We start from the raw sequence: 22,816 nt of genomic DNA, 5'->3' as shown, positions 1-22,816 counted from the left end.
TCGAGGAAAACGCCACCTTACCCCCTCGGGGCCCTTTCGATCCTGCCGATCCGCCCCATCTTGTATGATCGGTGATGGTTTCACGGCTGGTGGTGCGGGAAGGGCCCGCGCCGCAGCCCAAATCTTGATGGAGCGTGCATGGCCTGGAATACACCCGGCGGCAACAAGGGCGGACAAGGCCCCGAGGACAATCGACGCGGGCCGTTCGGGTCCCGCGGCGGTGGCAATGGTGGTGGCTGGGGCGGACTGCCCGGGCCGCTGAAGGACCTGTTCGACGGCGGCATCGTGCGTTGGGTGGTGGCGGCGGTGGTGCTGCTGGTGCTGTTCTCCAGCTTCCAGCTGATCGGCGAACAGCAGCGTGGCGTGGTGCTGCGCTTCGGCCAGTTCTCGCGCATCCTGCAGCCCGGACCGAACTTCAAGCTGCCGTGGCCGATCGAATCGGTCACCAAAGTCAACGCCACCGAGATCAAGACCTTCTCGATCCAGGTGCCGGTGCTGACCCGTGACGAGAACATCGTCAACGTCTCGCTGAACGTCCAGTACCGCATTGACGACCCGCAGCAGTACCTGTTCGGCACCGTCGATGCCAACCAGGTGCTGGAGCAGTCGGCGCAGAGCGCGGTGCGTGAGGAAGTCGGCCGCGCCGATCTCAACGCCGTACTGAACAACCGTGGCCCGCTGGCCGTGGCCGCCGAAGAGCGCCTGCAGGCGCTGCTGAAGGCCTTCAAGACCGGCCTGACCGTGACCGGCCTGACCCTGCAGGACGCGCGTCCGCCGGAAGAGGTGAAGCCGGCCTTCGACGAGGTCAACGGCGCCCAGCAGGTCAAGGAACGCCTGATCAACGAAGCCCAGGCCTACGCCGCCAAGGTGGTGCCGGAAGCCCGAGGCCAGGCCTCGCGCGCCCGTACCACTGCCGAAGGCTACAAGCAGGCCGTGGTGTCCAAGGCCGAGGGTGATGCGCAGCGCTTCAGCCTGTTGCAGGCCCAGTACAAGGACGCCCCGGAAGTGACCCGCAAGCGCCTGTGGCTGGAGACCGTGCAGCAGGTGCTGAGCGAGAACCGCAAGGTGATCGGTGGCGATGGCCGCCAGCTGATCTACGTGCCGATGACCGGCGACACCCGTCCGGCCCCGTCGGCCCCGCCGGGGGTGACCAACCCGGAGGTGGTGATGCCGTCGCTGCCGGGTGCAGCGGTGGAACAGTCCCGTGATCCGGGCCGGCCGGTGGGCCGCCCGACCGGGCGACCGAGCGGCCGTGAGGAGGGCAGCCGATGAAGAGTCCAATCTGGATCGCCGTGGTCGTGGCGGTGGTGCTGGGCCTGCTCGGCTCGGTGTACGTGGTCCGTGAGGACCAGACCGCCATGGTGCTGAACCTGGGCAAGGTGGTGCGTTCGGACATCAAGCCGGGCCTGCACTTCAAGGTGCCGGTGGTAGAAACGGTGAAGGTCTTCGACCGCCGCTTCCAGGTGCTCGACACCGCCCCGGCGCGCTACTTCACCGCCGAGCAGAAGGACGTCAGCGTCGACTTCTTCGCCATCGGCTACATCTCCAACGTAGGTGACTACTTCCGCGCCACCGGCGGCGACCCGCGCGTGGCCAACGCCCGCCTGGCGCCGATCATCACCGACTCGCTGCGCAACCAGATCAACTCGCGCACCCTGCAGCAGCTGGTGTCCGGCGACCGCAGCGAGCTGATCGCCGAGCAGTTGAAGGGGATCAACGAAGCGGTGGCCGGGCTGGGCATGCAGATGATCGACCTGCGCATCAAGCAGGTGGACCTGCCGACCGACAGCCAGGTGATCAACGACGTGTACGAGCGCATGCGCGCCCAGCGCAAGCAGGAAGCGGCCAAGCTGCGTGCGGAGGGTGAGGAGCAGTCGCTGACCATCCGCGCCCAGGCTGACCGTGACAGCACCGTGCTGATCGCCGAGGCCGAGCGCGATGCACAGCGCCTGCGCGGTGAAGGTGACGCGGAAGCCACCCGCATCTACGGCAAGGCCGGCTCGGCTGATCCGTCGTTCTACGCGTTCTACCGCAGCCTGGAGGCCTACCGTGGCTCCATGACCGACGGCAACGGCGTGATCGTGCTCGACAAGAACGACCCGTTCCTGCAGTACCTGAAGAACGACCGCTGAGGTCGCAGGGCACTACCGCACGGGGCCCGGCCAGATGCCGGGCCCCGTGCTTTTTCCGGAGTCCCCCATGAAAGATCTGTTCGCTGCCATCTGCCTGGTCGCGGTGCTGGAAGGCCTGTTCCTGTTCGTGGCGCCGATTGCCTGGAAGCGCATGGCCGAACGCCTGCTGGATCTGCCCAGCCCGGCCCTGCGCAGCTTCGGCGGGCTGGTGCTGCTGGCCGGCCTGAGCCTGCTGTGGTGGGCGCGCCACTAGCAGGGTAGTGCCGGCCGCTGGCCGGCAACCTGGGACGGCCGCCAGCGGCCGGCACCACCGGGCGGGACGGCTGACCGGCCGGTGAAGCCGTCCGTCGGAAAGGTGGCACCGGACCCCGGAAACCCGGATAATGCACAAAAGCCGGACGGGCCTCCCCGTTCGGCTTTTTCCGTGTCTGGGCCATCCATCGCCGGCCGCTCCCCGTTTGGAGCCGCCCTCCAGGTGCTGGCCAGCCCCGCCACGGTTTACCCGTCCGCGGCCCCGATGGCCGCAACAAATCGAGGAGCCCGTCATGGGTCAGTCTGTCGTAGTGTTGGGTGCCCAGTGGGGCGATGAAGGCAAGGGCAAGATCGTCGATCTGCTCACTGAGGAAATCGGCGCCGTCGTGCGCTTCCAGGGCGGCCACAATGCCGGCCACACGCTGGTCATCAACGGCAAGAAGACCGTCCTGCACCTGATCCCGTCGGGCATCCTGCGTGACGATGCGCTGTGCCTGATCGGCAACGGCGTGGTGATCTCGCCGGCCGCGCTGCAGAAGGAAATCGCCGAGCTGGAAGCCTCCGGCGTGGAAGTGCGTTCGCGCCTGAAGATCTCCCCGGCCGCGCCGCTGATCATGCCGTACCACATCGCCCTGGACCAGGCGCGCGAGCGCGCTGCCGGCGGCAAGGCGATCGGCACCACCGGCCGTGGCATCGGCCCGGCCTACGAAGACAAGGTGGCGCGCCGCGGCATCCGCATCGCCGACCTGCACTACCCCAAGCAGCTGGAAGAACTGCTGCGCACCGCACTGGATTACCACAACTTCGTGCTGACCAAGTATCTGAACACCGATGCGGTCGACTTCCAGAAGACATTCGACGAAGCGCTGGCCTTCGGCGAGTACGTGCAGCCGATGAAGTCCGACGTGGCCGGCATCCTGCACGACCTGCGCAAGCAGGGTAAGCGCGTGCTGTTCGAAGGCGCGCAGGGCGCGCTGCTGGACATCGACCACGGCACCTACCCGTACGTCACCAGCTCCAACACCACCGTCGGTGGTGCGCTGGCCGGTTCCGGCGTCGGCGCCGATTCGATCGACTACGTGCTGGGCATCGCCAAGGCCTACGCCACCCGCGTCGGCGGTGGCCCGTTCCCGACCGAGCTGGACGATGAAATCGGCCAGGGCATCCGTGACCGCGGCGCCGAATACGGTGCCTCGACCGGTCGCCCGCGTCGCTGCGGCTGGATGGACATCGTCGCGCTGAAGCGCGCCGTGGCCATCAACGGCATCAGCGGCCTGTGCATCACCAAGCTGGACGTGCTGGACGGCATGGAAAAGCTGAAGGTCTGCATCGCCTACGAATACAACGGCAAGCGCACCGAGTACGCGCCGCTGGACGCGCAGGGCTGGGAAGAATGCACCCCGGTGTACCTGGAGTTCCCGGGCTGGAGCGAGAACACCCACGGGATCACCCAGTGGGAGGAGCTGCCCCCGGCCGCACGCGCTTACCTGCGTTCGCTGGAAGAGCTGGCCGGCTGCCCGATCAGCATTGTTTCCACCGGCCCGGACCGTGACCACACCATGGTCCTGCAGGATCCGTTTGCCTGAGATAGAGGCCGGTAGCGCTGGGCCATGCCTGGCGCCGCTGGAAGAAGGAGCCCCGCGCAAGCGGGGCTTTTTCGTTACTGTGTGGGCAGGGCCAGCGGGGAAGCGACGCGATGACCAGGGATGTCAGCGTGAAAGGCGGGACCGTGGTGCGGATCGTCCTCTGGGTGTTCTGGAGCCTGTGGGGCATCGCCTGCGTGGTGTTGGCGCTGGGCGCCATTGCCAACCACCTGGCGTCACGTACCCAGACCCTGCCGCTGCTGCTGAGCCCGGGCGCGACGGCCGAGGTGACGGTCTACCGCTTCATCGATGACCAACTGCGGCTGCGCCTGCGCTACGCCGCAGACGGTTCGGAAGTCGATCCCGAAGTGCTGCTGCGCATCGATACCCCGACGTATCGCGGAGACTTCCGCGCCGGTACGCGTTCGGGCGTGGCCGCGCAGGGGATCAACCGCGCACTGGCATCGGTTGAGTCCAGCGGCCTCACCGCGTTCTACTTTGGGTATGGCCGCGGCGACGCACTGCCGCGCGGCCGCTCCTCATTGCGGGTGACCGTGCTGGACGTGGACCCGGCGCTGGCCGATCGCGCGGCCATCGTCGAGTTGCAGCCGCCACTGGACCTGTTGAAGCTGACCGACCTGGATTATGTCTGGCTGTGGCCGTTCTTCTTCTGGAAAGTGGCGGCACTGCTCCTGTTGATTCCAGGGGCTGCCTTGGCGGCGTTCACGTTCACCTTGCGGCACTGGCAGCACCGGGCGCCGACGCAGGCGGATTCAGCAGTGGGTACGGATTGATCGACTCGCCCTTCCACCACTGCTTTTCCGGCCCCAGCATATGCACCTCGAAATGCAGGTGCGGGGCATCTGCACTGGCATTGCCGGTGCTGCCTACATAACCGATCACCTCGCCGCGCTTGACCGCCTGCTTTTCCGCGAGGCCATCGGCATAGCGCTGCAGGTGCGCGTAGTAGTAGCACCAGCGTCCGCTGGGCTCGAACTGGTAGATCGTCAGGCCACCGCGCCTGCTGTCGAACAGTTTTTCCACCGTGCCGTCGGCCACTGCCAGCACCGGCGTTCCTGCGTCCGCCATGATGTCGATGGCATCGTGCACGCGGCCTTCGCTGCGGGCATCGGTGAAGGTATCGTGCAGCTGGGAGGCCAGGACGCCCTGTACCGGCAGCAGCAGACCGGACGGCGCATCCGCAGTCCGCGCGGCTGACGGTGCGGTGGCCGCGGGGGCAGGGGACGTGGCGAGCGGCGCTGCGGATTCCTCAGCCGGCGCCACAACTGCTGCCGGTTGTGCTTCCGGCAGCGAGGCGGCTACCGGCTCGCCTGCATCGCGGTGCAGCCACCAGCCGGCCCCCAGTCCCAGCAGAACACCCAGCACGATCAGCTGCGAAAGACGCATCGGCTCACTCCTGCATCACCACGGGGACGGAGGTATCCACCGCATCGGCCACGCGCAGCGCATCCCAGTTGGTCATGCGCACGCAGCCATGTGATTCGGTCTTGCCGACATGGCCGGGCTCGGGCGTGCCATGCAGGCCGTAGTGCGGCTTGGACAGATCGATCCAGACCCGGCCGACCGGATTGTTCGGGCCCGGTGGCAGTGTCGCCTTCTTTTTGCCCTTGCGCGCATCCCAGAACAGCCTGGGGTTGTAGTGGAACGGCGGATCGCGGTAAACGCCGAGGATCTTCCATTGGCCGATCGGCAGCGGATCATGCTGGCTGCCGGAGGAAACCGGCACCTGAGCGATCAGCTTGCCCTGCGCATCCAGCAACTGCAGGGTGGAATCGGACTTGTCGACGACCACCCTGGCCGCCTTCGGCAGCGGCGATGGTGCGATGTTGGGCACCTGGATGCGGTTGCCCGCCTTGCCCAGATCCACGCCCGGATTGAGCAGCTTCAACAGCTCAGGGGATGCGTGGAAGCGCTCGCCCAGCGACTCTTCGACGTTGTTGAAGCCCAGCGATTTCAGTTTGGCCTGTGCGGCGGGGCCCTTCGGCACTGCCTGAAACGGCCCGGCGACATCCTCGCTGGTCAGCGTGTAGCTGGCCAGGGGAGTGACCGTATCGGCCTGCAGGGCCTTCCAGGTTGCCTCGTCCAGTTCACCGGTGACGGTCAGGCCGTGCGCCGCCTGGAAACCCGACACCGCGCGTCGCTGGTTACTGCCCACTTCACCGTCGATCTGGCCGGGCGAGAAATTTGCACGATCCAGCAGCACCTGGGCATGCAGGGCGGAACGTGCTGCGGTGTCCGGTCCGGCCTTCTCGGCAATGGGGGCGGGCAGTCCCGGGGGCGGTGCCTGCGCGAATGCCGGCGATGCCAGCAGCGAGAGAGCGAGCAGGGTGGATCGGTACACGGGCAAGGGCATTGGGAACTCCAGCAGATGACGCCACCACCTTGCCTGCAGGCCGCGCCGAGCCGCCGTGAAAGAGATCTGACGCCGGCATGAGCAGTCAAGGCGTTGCGCCACCGTCCATGCGCGGGTGCCGTCGGCCGGGGCTCACCAAGGTGAATGGTGCCCCACGCCATTGGCGGGTGGCGATCAAGATTGCCAGGCGGGCCGCCGATAACGCCACATCCCCCCGTTTTGGATGTACCGATGAACTACTTGAGGAATGTCAGGGTTGCCTGGCGTCTTGGGCTGGGCTTTGGCCTGTTGCTGCTGTTGGTTGCGGCCGTGGTGGCCACCGGCGCCACCGCCAGTGTCGTGCAGAAGCGCGCGATGCAGCAGGTGGTCGATGTCAGCGTGGCCAAGGTGCGCTTGCTGTCGAAGATGCTCGATGCCAACAACCAGATGATGGTGGTGCGCCGCGAGATGCTGATCCGCCAGGGCGATGACCGCGCCAGCGACGAAAAGCGAATCGCCGATCTGGTCAAGCGCTATGAGGCCAGCTGGACGGCCTATCAGGCGCTGCCCAGCGACGCCGAGGGCAAGGCCATTGCCGAAACGATCGCCGCCAAGCGTGCCATCGCGCGTCCGCTCAACAAGCAGACCAGCGAACTGATGGAGCAGGGCGACTACCCGGGCGCCGTGGCGCTGACCCTGGGCCCGGTGCAGGACGCCGCCAACGGCTGGAACAAGGCGCTGTCCGACGGCGTGGACTTCGAGGAGAAGGAAAGCCGTGAGGCTGCCGCCGAGGCCATCCGCCTGGGCGAGCGCAGCCTGCTGCAGTTGCTGGTGCTGGGCGGCGTTGCACTGCTGGTGGGCATCGCCGCCTCGGTGATGATCGGGCGCAGCCTGACCGGCCCGCTGGCCCGCGCGGTGAACCTGGCCGAGCGCCTGTCCAAGGGCCAGCTGGACCAGGAGTTCCGCCTGGGTGGACGTGACGAACTGACCCAGTTGGGCGAGGCGATGGCCAGCGTGCGCCAGAGTGTGCAGGCGGCGATCGGCGCGCAGCTGCAGATGGCCGAACAGCACGAGGCCGGTGCGATCCGCTACCGCATGGACGCCAGCGCCTTCCCCGGCGATTTCGGCCGCATGGTGCAGGCCACCAACAGCCTGGTCGAATCGCACGTGCAGGTGGAACTGCTGATGGCTGAAGTGATGCAGCGCTACGCCATCGGTGACCTCAGCCGCGACCTGCCGGACTACCCGGGCGAGAAGGGCACGCTGACCCGCACGCTGGCCGCAGTGAAGCAGAGCCTGATGGCGATCAACGCGCAGATCGATGAACTGGCCCGGGCCGCGCGCGCCGGTGATTTCAGCATGCGTGGCGATGCCGCTGCGTTCCAGTTCCAGTTCAAGGCGATGGTCGAGCACCTCAACGGCATGATGGCCAGTTCGCAGGCCAGCATCGCTGATGTCTCCGACGTGCTGCGCGCGATCTCGCACGGCGACCTGACCGCCCGCATGGACGGCGAGTATGACGGCGTATTCGCGCGCATGCGTGACGACGCCAACACCACCACCGCCCAGCTGACTGGCATCGTGCGTGGCATCCAGGTCGCTGCCGACAGCATCAACAACGCGGCGCAGGAACTGGCCGCCGGCAACAACGACCTGTCGCGCCGCACGGAACAGCAGGCGGCCAACCTGGAGGAAGCCGCCGCGTCGATGGAGGAACTGACCTCGACTGTGCGCCAGAATGCCGAGCTGGCGCGTCAGGCCGACAGTGAAGCGCATGCCGCCGGTGCCGCCGTACGCGAGACCGAGCAGGCGATGGCGCAGATGGCGTCGGTGATGGGTGAGATCGATCAGTCCTCGGCACGCATTTCGGAGATCTCCACGGTGATCGACGGCATCGCGTTCCAGACCAACATCCTGGCGCTGAATGCTGCGGTTGAAGCCGCGCGTGCAGGTGAGCAGGGCCGCGGTTTTGCCGTGGTCGCCAGCGAGGTACGCACGCTCGCACAGCGTGCTGGTGTCGCCGCCAAGGAGATCAAGGAGCTGATCGAAGACGCCGCTGCCAAGGTGAAGAGTGGCTTGGCGGTGACCGTTGAATCCGAAGCTGCAATCGCCCGCGTGGCCCAGGCCAGCTCGCGCACCACGCAGCTGATGAGCGATATCGCAGCGGCCAGCAAGGAACAGGCCGCCGGTATCGAGCAGGTCAACCAGGTGGTGGTGCAGATGGACCAGGTGACCCAGCAGAACGCTGCGCTGGTGGAAGAAGCCACTGCCGCCAGCCGCGCGCTGGAGGAGCAGGCGCATGCGCTGACCACGTCGGTGGCGGTATTCAAGGTGGAAGGCGCGGCGGTCTCTGCTGCGCCCCGTCGCGCAGCCTGAGCGGGCCAGTGCAGCAACAGGAATACGGCCGCCTTGAGCGGCCGTATTTCAATGGAAGGGCTGCATCCGCTACTGCAGATGCATGCTGAAGCAGCCGCGGGCGAAGCATCTGCGAGGATGAGGACGCTGTCGCCCTGTTCGAAGGGCTCAGCCGCGCGCGCGGGTACGCGCAGCTTTCTTCGCCGCCACCTTGCGCACGGTCTTCTTCGCCGCACGTGTCTTCGCCGCCTTCTTCGCTGCAGCACTGCGCGAGGCGGCTGTACCGGCCTTCTTGGCCGCCGTCTTCTTTGCGGTTTTCTTTGTGGCGGTCTTGCGAGCCGGTGCCTTCTTTGACGCCGCCTTCCTGGCTGTCGTCTTCTTCGCAGGTGCCTTCTTCGCCGCCGTCGTCTTGGTTGCGGCCTTCTTTGTGGCCGACTTCCTGGCAGGCGCCTTCTTGGCAGGCGCCTTCTTGGCAGCCTTCTTGCTGGTCGCCTTCTTCGCGCCCTTGCGGGCACTGCCGGCGCGCTTGCCGCCACCGTCCTGCTTGTTCACGGTGGCCCAGGCAATGCGCTCGGCGGTGCCTTCACTCGCGCCGCGATCACGTTCGCTTTCCTCGATATGCTCGGCCTGGCGCTTCTGCTTTTCGGTGTATGCGGATTTGTCACCACGGGGCATGACGGTTCTCCTGTTGTAGTGGTCAGGCCAGCAGGCGCAGCTTGGGCTCACGCGCCCACTGGCGGGTGGCGGCGACTGCCAGGAAGGCCTTGGCGTCTTCCGCTTCGACGATGCCGGGGTCGTTGCCGACCCGTGCCGCCTTCAGCAGCGCCTGGCCGCCGGCGTCGCTGGCGATGGCCTTCAGGTGTGCCCAGGCCTGGCTGACGAACTCCAGGGCGGCGCTCTCTTTCGACAACGCCTTCGACGCCTCTACGCTCAGCACCACGGCCACCGCATCGAACACGGCCGATGGCGTGCCGGCCAGTTGCCCATCGGCGGCCTGTACGCTGCCGTCGCTGAGCGTGGCGCCTCCCACTTTCGGTGCGACCAGCTTCACGTCCGCACCTGCCTTCCGGGCGGCCTTGCTCAGGCTGGCGATCACGCGGGCATCGGAGCCCTCATCGAACAGGATGCCGATGCAGCGACCCTGCAGGATGGGCTTGTTGCGCCCGATCACGCGCACCTCGGGAGCGGGGGGCATGTCCCGCACCGGGGTAGCAGTCGGCGCTGCGTCGGGCAGTGCAGGCAACGCCAGACCATCGGCCACGCGCCGGGCCAGCGATTCGTCGATGTTGCGCAGGTGGCTGACGGTGCGCACCCGCACCTTCAGCGTTTCCACCTTGGACAACTCGAATACCAGCGCCGATGCCAGGTGCGCCTGCTCCGGCTTTTCCAGGCTGCGGAAGAACATGCGGGCCTGGCTGTAGTGGTCGGCGAAACTCTCCGCACGCGTACGGCCCTTGCGGCCATCGTCGGCGCTGGCATGGCTGCGGAAACCGGCCGGTGTCTCGCGCGGGGTGTCGTCCTGCAGCGAGCTGGGATCGTAGGCCACGCGGCCCTTGGGCACCTGCATCTGCATGTGGCCATCGCGCTGATGATTGGCAAACGGGCACTTCGGAGCATTCACCGGGATCTGGTGGAAGTTCGGGCCGCCAAGGCGCAGCAGCTGGGTGTCCAGGTAGGAGAACAGTCGGCCCTGCAGCAGCGGGTCGTTGCTGAAGTCGATGCCCGGAGGCACGTTGGCCGGGCAGAAGGCTACCTGCTCGGTCTCGGCGAAGAAGTTGTCGGGCCAGCGGTCCAGCACCATGCGCCCGATTACCTGCAACGGCACCAGCGATTCGGGAATGATCTTGGTCGGGTCCAGATGATCGAACGGGAAGGCGTCGGCTTCTTCTTCGGTGAACAGCTGCACTGCCAGCTCCCATTCGGGAAAGTCGCCGCGCTGGATGGCCTCGAACAGGTCGCGGCGATGGAAGTCATTGTCGGCCGATTGAAGCTTCAACGCTTCGTCCCAGACCGTTGACTGGATGCCCAGCTTGGGCCGCCAGTGGAACTTGACGAAGGTCGACTCGCCGGCCTCGTTCAGCAGGCGGAAGCTGTGCACGCCGAAGCCTTCGATCATGCGCAGCGAGCGCGGAATGGCACGATCGCTCATTGCCCACATGATCATGTGCATTGATTCGGGCATCAGCGAAATGAAGTCCCAGAAGGTGTCGTGGGCCGATGCGGCCTGCGGGAAGGCACGGTCCGGTTCCATCTTCACCGCGTGCACCAGGTCCGGGAACTTCATCGCGTCCTGGATGAAGAACACCGGGATGTTGTTGCCGACCAGGTCCCAGTTGCCTTCCTTGGTATAGAACTTCACCGCGAAGCCGCGCACGTCGCGCGGGGTGTCCACCGAACCCGCGCCACCGGCCACGGTCGAGAAGCGGGTGAACACGGGTGTCTTCACGCCTACCTCGGTCAGGATGCGCGCGCGGGTATGCGCCTTCAGTGATCGGGTCAACTCGAAGTAGCCATGCGCAGCGCTGCCGCGGGCGTGCACGATGCGCTCGGGAATGCGTTCATGATCGAAGTGGGTGATCTTTTCGCGCAGGATGAAATCTTCCAGCAGGGTCGGGCCGCGCGGCCCCTGGCGCAGCGAGTTCTGGTTGTCCGCCACCGGGATGCCCTGATCGGTGGTCATCGCAGGGTGGCTGCCGCCGGCCTGCTGGTGCAGTTCATCGCCGTGGCCCCGCAGGTGGTTTTCGGCAGGGGTGGTTGCGCGCTTGCCGGTCGGCTTGCTGGCGGCCATGGAGGGTGGCTCCGGTTCATCAAAGGGAACCACGACACTGGAGCCCACCCCGTTAAACCCAGGTCCGGCGAAGGTGAACGTACAGGCAAAAGCGGGCTCGGGTATGCTTGCCGCATGCGAGTCGAGCCCACCGACATCGAAGCCCTGTTCGACGCCATCCCGGACGTGCTGTTCTTCATGAAGGACCGCCAGGGGCGCTACACCCACGTCAACCAGACCATGCTGCGGCGGCTGGGCCTGCGCGCGCGCAAGGACGTGATCGGGCGTACCGCAGCGGAGATCTACCCGACCGGGCTGAGCGCCGACTACGTGGACCAGGACGCCCGCGTGCTGTCCGGCGAAGTGATCGAGAACCTGATGGAGCTGCACCTGTTCGCCAACCGCGAACCGGGCTGGTGCCTGACCTGCAAGCGCCCGCTGGTGGTCGATGGCGCCATCGAGGGCCTGATCGGCATTTCCCGCGACCTTGGCCAGAAGGACAGCCTGGGCACCCAGTACGAGCAGCTGCGGCTGGCGCTGGCCCACCTCAACGCGCACTACGCCGAGAACGTGCGCATGCAGACCCTGCTCGACATCACCGGCTTCTCGCTGTCCAAGCTGGAGCGCAGTTTCCGCAAGGTGTTCCAGATGACCCCGCAGCAGGTGCTGACCCGGCTGCGGATCCAGATGGCCATGCACCTGCTGCACGGCGACGACAGCATCGCCTGCATCGGCCAGGCCTGCGGTTTCAGCGACCAGAGCGCCTTCACCCGCAAGTTCAAGGCTGAAACCGGTTTCTCGCCCCGTGCCTACCGGGCCCGTATTGGCGGCAACGTCGGCGAGCCGGCCCTGGCCTGAGCCACCTGCTGCGCTGCGCCTATCCGTGCAGGCGCGGGACAGGGTAAGGTGTCGCCCCTGTAGCCGCCGCCAGCCCCGCCGATGCCCAATTCGACTCCGTCCGCTTCACCGTCCCGCCTCGGGCATTCGCTCAAACCGCGCCAGCTGATCATGATGGGGCTGGGCAGCGCCATCGGCGCCGGCCTGTTCCTCGGCTCGGGCGTGGGTGTGCAGGCGGCAGGCCCGGCGGTACTGGTCTCGTACCTGGTCGCTGGCGCGCTGGTGATCATCGTGATGAATGCCCTGGGCGAGATGGCGGCGGCCAAACCCACCAGCGGCGCGTTCTCGGTGTATGCCGCCGATGCCATGGGCGCCACTGCGGGCGCCACCGTCGGCTGGTTGTGGTGGGTGCAGCTGGTGATCGTGATCGCCGCCGAGGCAGTGGGCGCGGCCGGGCTGCTGGCCACCGTCTGGCCTGCCATACCGGTGCCGATGGCCGCGCTGGCCTTCATGTTGTTTTTCACCGCCATCAACCTGCTTGGGGTGAAGAACTTCGGCGAGTTCGAATTCTGGTTTGCCATCCTCAAGGTCGCGGCGATCCTGGCCTTCATCGCCATCGGCGTGGCGCTGCTGATGGGTTGGCTGCCGCAGGTGACCTCGCCGGGCCTGAGCAACTTCACCGAGCAGGGTGGCTTCGCACCGAAGGGCCTGGCCGGTATTGGCGCTGCATTGCTGGTTGTCGTTTTTGCCTTCGGTGGCACCGAGATCGTGGCCGTTGCGGCGGCCGAGACTGAAGATCCTGAGCGCAGCATCGCCCGTGCCATCCGCACCGTGGCCTGGCGCATCCTGGTGTTCTACATCGGCTCGCTGAGCGTGATCATCGCGGTGGTGCCGTGGACCAGCGAGGCGCTGAAGTCGCCGTTCGCTGCCGTGCTCGATATTGCCCGCATCCCGGGCGCTGGTACCGCCATCACGCTGATTGCGGTGATCGCGCTGCTGTCGGCGCTCAACGCCAACCTCTATGGCGCCTCGCGCATGATGTATTCGCTGGCGCAGCGCCGCGAGGCGCCGGCGGTGCTGGGCTGGACCGATCCGCGCCAGGTGCCGGTGATCGCCGTGCTGGCCAGCGTGCTGTTCGGTTTCGCTGCGACGGTGATGGAACTGCTGTTCCCGGACCGGGTGCTGCCGGTACTGCTCAACATCGTCGGTTCCACCTGCCTGCTGGTGTGGACGTTGTCGCTGGTCTCGCAGCTGGTGTTGCGCCGGCGCGCCGACCGGCTGGGCACCCGCCTGCCGTTCCGCATGGCCGGTTTCCCTTGGCTGACGGTGTGCGCGCTGGCAATCCTGGCGCTGATCTTCGGCCTGCTGCTGAGCGAGGCGCACACCCGCCTGCAGTTCCTGTCGATGGTGGCGCTGACCGCCACGATCGCGGCCGGCAGCGCCATCGCACGGCGCGTGCGCGAGGCCTGACTGCTGTTGTAGAGCCGACCCCACGGTCGGCTGCTGTTCGCGTGGCCGCCAGCCGAGCGCGGGCTCGGCTCTACAGCAGGCATACATCCGCCGTGCCATCCTGATCGCGTAGGCCGTCATCGGCCTGTCGACCGGGAGTACCGCATGCTGCGCAGCCGTCCGTTCCTGATGTTCACCGGCCAGGCCGAGGCCGCCCTGGCCCTGTACGCCGAGGCCTTTGCCGATTTCCGCCTGCTGGCCCTGCAACGCCACCCGGAGGGGGCCGGTGCCGGCGTGCCCGGGCAGGTGCGCCAGGCCATCTTCCTGCTCGGTGGCACCCATTACCTGTGCTTCGACAGCCTGGACGTGCACGATTTCACCTTCAGCCCGTCGATCTCGCTGTTCGTCGAGTGTTCCGGTGCCGAGCAGTTCGAGCGTGCAGCGCGCGTGCTGGGCGAGGGCGGGCACTGGCTGATGCCGGTGGGCGACTATGAGTTCAGCAACCGCTACGGCTGGGTGCAGGACCGCTTCGGGGTGTCGTGGCAGCTGAGCCTGGGGCAGATGCCGGATCCGTGACCGGATGTTTGTGGGTGTGGCCCCTGGTCCACACGCCCTTATGAAAACGGCCCGCTTGCGCGGGCCGTTTCCAGTTCCGATGGGTCGAACGTTTACGCCTCGACTTCATCGTCCTTGTAGGCATCGACCGGGATGCACGCGCACATCACGTTCTTGTCGCCGTACACGTTGTCCACGCGCGCCACCGGCGGCCAGTACTTGCTCTGCTTCAGGCTGGCCAGCGGGAAGGCGGCCAGTTCACGCGGGTAGGCGTGGGTCCACTCGCTGGCCGTTACTGCCGTTGCGGTATGCGGGGCGTTCTTCAGCGGGTTGTCCTCACGGTCCAGGCGGCCGTCTTCAATCGCGCTGATTTCCTCGCGGATCTGGATCATCGCGTCGATGAAGCGGTCCAGCTCGTGCAGCGATTCGCTCTCGGTCGGCTCGACCATCAGCGTGCCGGCCACCGGGAAGCTCAGGGTCGGGGCGTGGAAGCCGAAGTCGATCAGGCGCTTGGCCACGTCCTCGGCGCCGATGCCGCTGGTCTTCTCCAGCGGGCGCACGTCGAGGATGCACTCATGCGCCACCAGGCCGTTGCGGCCGGTGTACAGGGTCTTGAAGTGCGGGGCCAGGCGCTTGGCGATGTAGTTGGCGTTGAGCTGCGCGACCTGGGTGGCCTTGCGCAGGCCTTCGCTGCCCATCATGGCGATGTACATCCAGCTGATCGGCAGGATCGAGGCGCTGCCGAAGCTGGCCGCACTGACCATGCCGACCGGGCCGTTGTCACCCAGCTTGCCCGGCAGGAATGGTGCCAGGTGCTCCTTGACCGCGCACGGGCCAACGCCCGGGCCGCCGCCGCCATGCGGAATGCAGAAGGTCTTGTGCAGGTTCAGATGGGAAACGTCCGAGCCCCACTTGCCCGGCTTGGCCACGCCGACCAGGGCGTTCATGTTGGCGCCGTCGGTGTACACCTGGCCGCCGTGCTGGTGAATGATCTCGCAGATCTCGACCACTTCTTCCTCGAACACGCCGTGCGTGGACGGGTAGGTGATCATGATCGCCGCCAGGCGGTCGCTGTACTTCTCGGCGTTGACGCGGATGTCTTCGACATCGACGTTGCCGTTGGCATCGGTCTTGGTCACCACGACCTTCATGCCGCACATCTGTGCCGAAGCCGGGTTGGTGCCGTGTGCCGAGTCCGGGATCAGGCAGATGTCGCGATGGCCTTCGCCGCGCGAGCGGTGGTAGGCGCGGATCGCCAACAGGCCGGCGTACTCGCCCTGTGCGCCGGAATTCGGCTGCAGGCTGACCGCATCGTAGCCGGTGCATTCGACCAGCATCGCTTCCAGCGAGTCGATCAGTTCCTTGTAGCCCAGCGCCTGGTCGGCCGGCACCAGCGGATGGATCTGCGAGAACTCCGGCCAGGTCACCGGGATCATCTCGGCGGTGGCGTTGAGCTTCATCGTGCACGAACCCAGCGGGATCATCGTGCGGTCCATTGCCAGGTCCTTGTCGGCCAGCGAACGCAGGTAGCGCAGCAGCTCGTGCTCGCTGTGGTGCGTGTTGAACACCGGGTGGGTCAGGAACGCGGACTGGCGCAACAGGGCAGCCGGCAGTGCGTCGGCGGTGCTGGCATCCAGTGCGTCCACGTCGGCCTGCGCACCGAACACGGCGGCCAGGGCCACGATGTCGGCGCGGGTCGCGGTCTCGTCCAGGCTGATGCCGACCGAGTCGCTGTCGATCGCGCGCAGGTTGTAACCGGCGGCGCGTGCCTTGGCGTGGATCTCATCGGCGTGCACGCCGGTGATGTGCAGGGTGTCGAAGAAGTCACCACCGACCTGCACGCCGGCATTGCGCAGCGCCGCGGCCAGGATGGCGGCCAGGCGGTGGGTGCGGCGGGCGATGCGGGTCAGGCCCTCCGGGCCGTGGTACACCGCATACATCGAGGCCATCACCGCCAGCAGCACCTGCGCGGTGCAGATGTTGGAGGTGGCCTTCTCGCGGCGGATGTGCTGCTCGCGGGTCTGCAGGGTCAGGCGGTAGGCGGGGTTGCCCTGCGCGTCGATCGACACGCCGATCAGGCGGCCCGGCATCGAGCGCTTGTAGGCGTCACGGCAGGCCATGAACGCGGCGTGCGGGCCGCCGAAGCCGAACGGCACGCCGAAACGCTGGCTGTTGCCGACCACGATGTCCGCACCCCATTCGCCCGGGGCGGCCAGCAGGGTCAGCGCCAGCAGGTCGGTGGCCACCGCCACCAGGCCGCCACGCGCGTGCACGGCATCAACCAGCGCCTTGTAATCGCCGACCTGGCCGAAGGTATCCGGGTACTGCAGCAGCAGGCCGAAGGCTTCGGCTTCCAGTGCCTCGGCCGGGGTGCCGACGCGCAGCACGATGCCCATGGGCTCGGCGCGCGTGCGCAGCAGTTCCAGGGTCTGCGGGTGCACGGCGTCGTGCACGAAGAAGGTGTCCGACTTCGACTTGGCCGAACGCTTGGCCAGGGTCATCGCTTCAGCTGCGGCGGTGGCTTCGTCCAGCAGCGAGGCGTTGGCGATTTCCATGCCGGTGAGGTCGGCGCACAGGGTCTGGAAGTTGATCAGCGCTTCCATGCGGCCCTGCGAGATTTCCGCCTGGTACGGGGTGTAGGCGGTGTACCAGGCCGGGTTTTCCAGGATGTTGCGCAGGATCACGTTCGGCGTGTGGGTTCCGTAGTAGCCCTGGCCGATGAAGCTGCGCAGCACGGTGTTCTTGTCGGCGATCGCACGGATCTTCGCCAGTGCCTGCACTTCGGTGATCGACTGCGGCAGCGCCAGCGGCGCCGGCGACTTGATCTTGGCCGGCACGATGGCATCGGTCATCGCATCGAGCGAAGCGTGGCCGACGACGTCGAGCATCTGCGCGATCTCGGCATCGTTGGGGCCGATGTGGCGCTCGACGAACGCATTGTGGTGCTCGAGCTCACGCAGGGAAGGGGTGTTCTGGGACATGGCGAAGGATCCGTCAGGAAAGGGCACACGCACGGGCACAAGCCGCCGGTCGGCGGTCTGCGGGGCGCCCCTCTGTCCTTTTGCCTGAGAGTTTGGAAGCGCGGAAAACCGCGGCTTCGTGCCCCTTCGGCGCCGGATCGAACCGGTCTCTCCAGAGTTCTGTTACGGGTGGTATCGGGCCTGAGCGATTACGGGCGTTGCGCCTTCGGCAGCGGTGTTCCGCTTCTCCCACCGTGTTGCCCGCCGATTATAGCCCGTTGCGGGCCCGCCGGCGGCTTCCGGGGCCGGCCGCCGCGCCTGAATGGCCGATGGCCCGGCCATGCGTTTTGTGCACCGCTGCATGGCATCGGGCGCAATCCCCACCTATGATGGCCTGATACCCGAATTCATCTGGCGCCGTCCCTGCAGAAGGGGACCGGCGCCCGCCGTGCGTGCCGCGCATGGCCCTGCCGGACACCTTCTCCATGAACGCCGTTGTTGCTCCTTCCACCCGCCGCATGGCCCTGCTGCTCGCCGGCCTGGCCATGTTCGGTCCGTTCTCGATCGACACCATCTTCCCGGCCTTCCCGCAGCTGGCCCAGCGCCTGGCAGTGGACGAGGTGGCGGTGCAGCAGACCATCAGCGTGTACCTGCTGTTCTACGGCCTGATGAGCCTGGCGCACGGCCCGCTGTCCGATGCCTGGGGCCGCAAGCGGGTGATCCTCGGCGGCCTGGTGGTGTTCGTCGGCGCCTCGGTCGGCTGCGCACTGTCCACCGACCTGACCACGCTGCTGGCCTTCCGCGCGCTGCAGGGCCTGTCGGCGGGCGTGGGCATGATCGTCGGCCGCGCGGTGATCCGCGACCTGTACCACGGCCACGACGCGCAGCGCCTGATGAGCCAGGTGTCGATGCTGTTCGGCATCGCCCCGGCCATCGCGCCGATCATCGGTGGCTGGATCCTGCTCAGTGGTGCTGGTTGGCCGCTGATCTTCTGGTTCCTGGTGGTGTTCGCGCTGGTCCTGCTGGCGGCCACTGCACGCTACCTGCCGGAGACCCATCCGGTTGAGGCCCGGGTGCCGCTGTCACCGCGCGTGCTGATGCGTGATTACGTGCGCATCGGCTTCAACCCGCGCTTCCTGCGCCTGGCGCTGGCCGGCAGCATCGGCTTCGGTGGCATCTTCCTCTACATCTCCTCGGCGCCGGTGTTCGTGATGCAGCACCTGCACCTGGGCGAGGGTGGCTTTGCCTGGCTGTTCATCCCCACCATCGGCGGCATGACCACCGGCTCGTTCCTGTCCGGGCGCATGGCCGGGCACACCACGCCCACCCGCCAGGTGTCCATGGGTTTCGGCCTGTGCGCGCTGTCGGTTCTGTTCAACGTCGGCTACGTGGCGCTGTCGCCGCAGTTCGTGCTGCCGTGGGCAGTGCTGCCGATCTTCCTGGGCGGCATGGGCATGGCGCTGATCTTCCCGATCCTGGCGCTGGCGGTGCTGGACATGTACCCGCACCAGCGCGGCCTGGCGTCTTCGCTGCAGGCCTTCGTGCAGTTGATGATCAGCACCGTGGTGGCCGGCGTGGTGTCGCCGCTGCTCAGTGCCAGCCCACTGCACCTGGCACTGGGCCAGGCCGCCTTCTTCGGCGCCGGCTTCGTGTTCTGGTACTGGGAACACCAGCGTGAACGCGCGGCGCAGGCGGCCTGCACGGGCCATTGAGCAGCGTGCAGGGGTAGGGCAGGCCGCGATGCCCGAAATGCTTGCGACCGGGGACGGCCGGACTAGGCTGGGCCTTCCAGCCAGCCGGTGCGTGGATGCACGACAGCCAGCCGATCCGATGTCGTCGCATGAGGTTCCCCCATGGCTGCGCAGCAGACCTACCGCCTGTTCGAGGTGGCGCTGAAGGAGCGCCGCGTGCTTTCCCCTTCGCTGGACCGCATGGTGTTCACCGGTGCCGACGTGGCACGGATGAAGACCGGAGGCCCGGACCAGCGCATCAAGGTGTTTTTCCCTTTGCCGGGCCAGCGGGCGCCGCAGGTCCCCAGCGGTGAAGACTGGTACCCGCGCTACCGGGCCCTGCCGGACGATCAACGCCCGCCGATGCGTACCTACACCATCCGCCAGTTGCGGGCCGAGCTGGGCGAGGTCGATGTCGATTTCGTCATCCATGGCGAAACCGGCCCGGCCTCGCGCTGGGCCATGCACGCCCGCCCCGGCGACCGCGTGGTGCTGCTGGCCCCGGACGCCGACTGTGCCGGGAGCAGCGAGGGTTGGGAGTGGAAGCCGCCAGCCGGCGTCGGCCAGGTGCTGCTGGTGGCCGATGAAACCGCGTTGCCGGCGGTGGCTGGCATCCTCGAGGAACTGGCCGCCATGGTCGACCCACCGCGCACGCTGGCGCTGCTGGAGGTGGCCCAGGCCGGTGATGCGGTACACCTGAAGGCGCCCTCCAGCGCCGAGCTGGTCTGGCTGCCGCGCGGGCAGGCCGCCTACGGACAGCGGTTGCTGCAGGCGGTCCGGGCGCGGTTGGCAGCGGCCTCGGCGGTGGCTGCCGGCGAGGCGCTGGAGGAGATCGACGTTGATACGCAGATCCTCTGGGAGCAGGCCGATACCCGCGTGGCCGGGCCGTGGTATGCCTGGGTGGCGGGCGAGGCGGGGGCGGTGATGGCGATCCGCCGCCACCTGGTACGCGATTGCGGCCTGGACCGTCGTGCGATCACCTTCATGGGCTACTGGCGGCACGGCAAGGTGCTGGACTGACCCTGCCGGACCGGGCGCGCGTGAAGCGGCGCGGCGGGCGGGGTGCGCTATCCTTGCGCCCCCCTCGCAGCGGTACCGCACCATGTCCACCAGCTCCAAGACCCGCCGCGACCAGCGCCGTCGCCAGGAAAAGCAGGCCGCCAACAAGGCTGCTGCCCAGGCCTCGCCGGTGGAACCGCATGCCGAACTGCGCGACGCGCAGCGCACCCTGCTGGCCGGTGTCGTGCGCCGCGATGGCGAATGGGTGCTGGGCATGGATGGGCGCATTGCCGGTCACAGCGAAAGCGCTGCGCAGGTACTGGCGCTGATCATGCAGGCCGGTGAACTGCACGAGCGCAATGGCACGCCGGTGCGCCTGATGTACTCCGATGCACTGCGCGATGCCGCACAGGCTGAGGCAAAGGAGAAGGGCCAGACCTTCGAGGAGTTCAAGGCCGAACTGGCCGCTGCGCTGGCGGCGAAGAAGAACAGCTGATCGCACACATCCTGTAGAGCCGAGCCATGCTCGGCGTGCCGTGCGCCGCACGATGAAGAAACAGCCGAGCGTCATGGCTCGGCTCTACAACATGGAAAGGGGCGGATCCTCGCGGATCCGCCCCTTTTCTCATTTCGCCGCCGGCGCCGCGTTGGCCTGCCAGCCGCACATCTGGCCTTCATTCTGCTGCTTCAGCCACTCGTTGACCGGGGTGAAGTACTCGATCATCGGGCCGGCATCAAGCTTGTCGGTGCCGGTCAGTTCCTTCAGCGTGGCCTGCCATGGCTGGCTGGCACCCTTGCTCAGCATCGCCCAGTACTTCTGGCCGGCTTCCTTGTTGCCGTAGAAGGTGCACTCATGCAGCGGCCCCTTGTAGCCGGACGCGTCGCACAGGCCCTTGTAGAACTGGAACTGCAGGATGCGCGCCAGGAAGTAGCGGGTGTACGGGGTGTTGCCCGGCACGTGGTACTTCGCGCCCGGATCGAAGAACTCTTCGCCACGGGTGCTGGCCGGCGCCACGCCCTGGTACTTGGCCTTCAGGTCCCACCACGCCTTGTTGTAGTTGTCGGCGGTGATCGAGCCATCGAACACGCCCCAGCGCCAGCGGTCGATCATCAGTCCGAACGGCAGGAACGATACGCCCGATAGCGCCATGCGCATCTGGTTGTTGATGACCGCCTCGCGGCTTTCGGTTGGCGCGTCGACCAAACCGATCGAGCTGAGGTACTTGGGCGTCATCGCCAGCACGATGGTGTCGCCGATCGCTTCATGGAAGCCATCGTTGGCACCGCCCTGGAACAGCGGCGGCAGCGGGTTGTAGGCCAGGTCGTAGTAGATGTGGCCCAGCTCGTGGTAGATGGTGGTGAAGTTCTCTTCGTTCGGCTTGATGCACATCTTGGTGCGCACGTCGCCTTCCATGTTCATGTCCCAGGCGCTGGCGTGGCAGACCACGTCGCGGTCGTCAGGCTTGATGAACTGGGTTTTTTCCCAGTAGGACTGCGGCAGCGACGGCATGCCCAGCGACACGTAGAAGTCCTGCGCGCGTTCGGTCATCTGCCTGGCGGTACGCAGTTCGGCCTCGCGCTGCGCCTTGTATTGCGCTGCCACGTTGGCATCCTTGCCGGCCTTGGCCAGCGCCGCGCTCAGGTTGGTCTGGTACTGCTTTTCCAGTGCAGCGGTGATGTCCAGGCTGCCGGCACCCGGGTACGGTTCCAGCTGGTCCCACAGGTTGGACCAGTCCTGCTGCCACATGTTGCCCAGCAGGTGCGCGGCGATCAGGCCGTTGCCCACTTCGGCCTTGTCCTTGCCGTAGGTCTTGTCCAGCTTGCCGCGTGCGTAGCAGTGCAGCTGCTCGTACATCGGCTTGACCTGTTCCCACAGGCGATCGGTTTCCGGGCCGATCTGGTCCGGCGGCATGTCATAGCCGCTGCGCCACATCTGGCCGGCATCGGTGAAGCCCATGCCCTTGGCACCTTCGTTCACCAGGCCGACGAACTTCTGGTAGTCGCCGCGCATGCCCTTGGTGGTGCTGTGCCAGCCCTGCCACGCATCGAGCTGCTTGTCGTAGTCGCGGCTGCGCGCCAGCACCTGCTCCAGCTCGCCCAGCTGGCGGCAGGAGTTCGGATCATTCGCATCGGTGCAGTACTTGCCGGCACCGTAGCTGCCTTCCATGCGGGTGGCGATCTGGGTCAGCTCGGCCAGCTTGGCCGGATCGCGCGGCGCCGGCATCGAGGACATCAGTTTCAGCAGGTGGATCGCGCGCTTGCTGTCCTCGCTCATCGGCTGGCCGTCGAACTTGGCCGCCTGTTCGATCCAGCTGTTGAGCTGGGTCAGCGAGCGCTCGTTGGCCTTGGCCGCGATGCGTTCCGAGTCGCTGTTGATGTAGGTGGAGGACAGCCACTGGGCCGAGGTCATCTCCGGGTAGGCGGCCTTGAATTCGGCATTGATGCGGGCCACGAACTGGTCGGCGGTTTCGCCGGCCGGGGCGCTGCTGCTGGCGGTATCGGTGCCTGGGGCAGCTTCCTTCTTGCAGGCGGCCAGGGCCAGCGTGGCGACGGCGACTGCCGAGGCCAGCAGGAGATGACGGTGTTTCACGGGCGGTCCTTGGGTGGTGAACGACGGCCGAAGGCTAGTGGCCAGTCGCCGCCACCGCAAGTGGCGGAAGTCGGCCGGGCGGCGCCCGGCACCCGCAGAGGCCTTCGAGCAACGGCAAAGCCGAAGCAACCGCAACAGCGGGGTATCCGTGGGTTGGCGCGGCGGTGTGGGCTTGCAGGACACGCCGTAAACCCATCCATGGGGGCTCGATGGCGCCATCCATGGCGCCAACGGTCCTGGCAGCCCACCCCGCC

18 protein-coding genes and 1 riboswitch are annotated in these 22,816 nt (G+C 67.0%); of the genes, 12 read left to right on the top strand and 6 right to left on the bottom strand.

What is annotated here, in order from left to right; translation table 11 throughout:
* The first annotated feature begins 138 nt into the window (after positions 1 to 138).
* From hflK to ARC23_RS13975, 5 genes are all read left to right on the top strand, one after another.
* Entirely contained in the window at positions 139 to 1,272 is a 1,134-nt protein-coding gene (hflK, locus tag ARC23_RS13995; RefSeq protein ID WP_057497760.1) for an FtsH protease activity modulator HflK, read from the top strand.
* A complete protein-coding gene (gene hflC / locus ARC23_RS13990; RefSeq protein WP_057497759.1) occupies positions 1,269 to 2,132 on the top strand; it encodes a protease modulator HflC in 864 nt (287 codons plus the stop codon). The genes hflK and hflC overlap by 4 nt, the downstream gene beginning before the upstream one ends.
* A 67-nt stretch (positions 2,133 to 2,199) precedes the next feature.
* Positions 2,200 to 2,385 (top strand): DUF2065 domain-containing protein, encoded by a 186-nt coding sequence (locus tag ARC23_RS13985; protein ID WP_057497758.1) that lies wholly within the window; start codon positions 2,200 to 2,202, stop codon positions 2,383 to 2,385.
* A gap of 292 nt (positions 2,386 to 2,677) precedes the next feature.
* The gene (locus tag ARC23_RS13980) at positions 2,678 to 3,970 is read left to right on the top strand and encodes an adenylosuccinate synthase (protein WP_057497757.1); all 1,293 of its coding nucleotides are present in this window, start codon (positions 2,678 to 2,680) and stop codon (positions 3,968 to 3,970) included.
* Between the two features lie 128 nt (positions 3,971 to 4,098).
* A complete protein-coding gene (locus tag ARC23_RS13975) occupies positions 4,099 to 4,761 on the top strand; it encodes a hypothetical protein (protein WP_057497767.1) in 663 nt (220 codons plus the stop codon).
* Here ARC23_RS13975 and ARC23_RS13970 read toward each other — a convergent pair.
* Positions 4,697 to 5,374, bottom strand: a complete 678-nt coding sequence (locus ARC23_RS13970) for a M23 family metallopeptidase (RefSeq protein ID WP_057497756.1) — start codon at positions 5,372 to 5,374, stop codon at positions 4,697 to 4,699. The two genes, ARC23_RS13975 and ARC23_RS13970, sit on opposite strands and share 65 nt — an antisense overlap.
* A 4-nt stretch (positions 5,375 to 5,378) precedes the next feature.
* On the bottom strand, positions 5,379 to 6,341 hold the full coding sequence (locus tag ARC23_RS13965; RefSeq protein WP_057497755.1) for a L,D-transpeptidase family protein: 963 nt from the start codon (positions 6,339 to 6,341) through the stop codon (positions 5,379 to 5,381).
* A gap of 231 nt (positions 6,342 to 6,572) precedes the next feature.
* Here ARC23_RS13965 and ARC23_RS13960 point away from each other — a divergent pair, with 231 nt between their 5' ends.
* Complete coding sequence (locus ARC23_RS13960; RefSeq protein WP_057497754.1) at positions 6,573 to 8,696, top strand: methyl-accepting chemotaxis protein; 2,124 nt, start codon at positions 6,573 to 6,575, stop codon at positions 8,694 to 8,696.
* A gap of 147 nt (positions 8,697 to 8,843) precedes the next feature.
* Here ARC23_RS13960 and ARC23_RS13955 read toward each other — a convergent pair whose 3' ends face one another.
* Both ARC23_RS13955 and ARC23_RS13950 read right to left on the bottom strand, forming a co-directional pair.
* Positions 8,844 to 9,350 carry a hypothetical protein gene (locus ARC23_RS13955; protein WP_057497753.1) on the bottom strand — a complete coding sequence of 169 codons (507 nt, stop codon included), beginning with the start codon at positions 9,348 to 9,350 and terminating at the stop codon, positions 8,844 to 8,846.
* A 22-nt stretch (positions 9,351 to 9,372) separates the two neighbouring features.
* Positions 9,373 to 11,463 carry a catalase gene (locus ARC23_RS13950; RefSeq protein WP_057497752.1) on the bottom strand — a complete coding sequence of 697 codons (2,091 nt, stop codon included), beginning with the start codon at positions 11,461 to 11,463 and terminating at the stop codon, positions 9,373 to 9,375.
* Positions 11,464 to 11,577: 114 nt separating this feature from the next.
* Here ARC23_RS13950 and ARC23_RS13945 point away from each other — a divergent pair, with 114 nt between their 5' ends.
* From ARC23_RS13945 to ARC23_RS13935, 3 genes are all read left to right on the top strand, one after another.
* Positions 11,578 to 12,300, top strand: a complete 723-nt coding sequence (locus ARC23_RS13945; protein ID WP_057497751.1) for an AraC family transcriptional regulator — start codon at positions 11,578 to 11,580, stop codon at positions 12,298 to 12,300.
* 81 nt (positions 12,301 to 12,381) lie between these two features.
* Complete coding sequence (locus ARC23_RS13940) at positions 12,382 to 13,749, top strand: amino acid permease (RefSeq protein WP_057497750.1); 1,368 nt, start codon at positions 12,382 to 12,384, stop codon at positions 13,747 to 13,749.
* Positions 13,750 to 13,893: 144 nt separating this feature from the next.
* Positions 13,894 to 14,304, top strand: a complete 411-nt coding sequence (locus ARC23_RS13935) for a VOC family protein (protein ID WP_057497749.1) — start codon at positions 13,894 to 13,896, stop codon at positions 14,302 to 14,304.
* A gap of 92 nt (positions 14,305 to 14,396) precedes the next feature.
* On the opposite strand, the gene gcvP is transcribed toward ARC23_RS13935, so the two are convergent.
* Entirely contained in the window at positions 14,397 to 17,264 is a 2,868-nt protein-coding gene (gene gcvP, locus ARC23_RS13930; protein ID WP_057497748.1) for an aminomethyl-transferring glycine dehydrogenase, read from the bottom strand.
* Between the two features lie 62 nt (positions 17,265 to 17,326).
* Positions 17,327 to 17,429: riboswitch (glycine riboswitch) on the bottom strand.
* Positions 17,430 to 17,728: 299 nt separating this feature from the next.
* On the opposite strand from gcvP, the gene ARC23_RS13925 reads away from it, so the two are divergent.
* From ARC23_RS13925 to ARC23_RS13915, 3 genes are all read left to right on the top strand, one after another.
* On the top strand, positions 17,729 to 18,955 hold the full coding sequence (locus tag ARC23_RS13925) for a multidrug effflux MFS transporter (RefSeq protein WP_057497766.1): 1,227 nt from the start codon (positions 17,729 to 17,731) through the stop codon (positions 18,953 to 18,955).
* A 141-nt stretch (positions 18,956 to 19,096) separates the two neighbouring features.
* Complete coding sequence (locus tag ARC23_RS13920; protein WP_057497747.1) at positions 19,097 to 19,993, top strand: siderophore-interacting protein; 897 nt, start codon at positions 19,097 to 19,099, stop codon at positions 19,991 to 19,993.
* Between the two features lie 82 nt (positions 19,994 to 20,075).
* Entirely contained in the window at positions 20,076 to 20,468 is a 393-nt protein-coding gene (locus ARC23_RS13915; protein ID WP_057497746.1) for a hypothetical protein, read from the top strand.
* Between the two features lie 129 nt (positions 20,469 to 20,597).
* On the opposite strand, the gene ARC23_RS13910 is transcribed toward ARC23_RS13915, so the two are convergent.
* Positions 20,598 to 22,562, bottom strand: coding sequence for a M2 family metallopeptidase (locus tag ARC23_RS13910; RefSeq protein WP_057497745.1), 1,965 nt, complete (start codon positions 22,560 to 22,562; stop codon positions 20,598 to 20,600).
* Positions 22,563 to 22,816 lie beyond the last annotated feature (254 nt).

Origin of the sequence: Stenotrophomonas beteli (genome assembly GCF_001431665.1) — a bacterium.
In the GTDB taxonomy this organism is placed as follows: domain Bacteria; phylum Pseudomonadota; class Gammaproteobacteria; order Xanthomonadales; family Xanthomonadaceae; genus Stenotrophomonas; species Stenotrophomonas beteli.
This window is presented reverse-complemented; position numbering and strand designations above follow the sequence as displayed.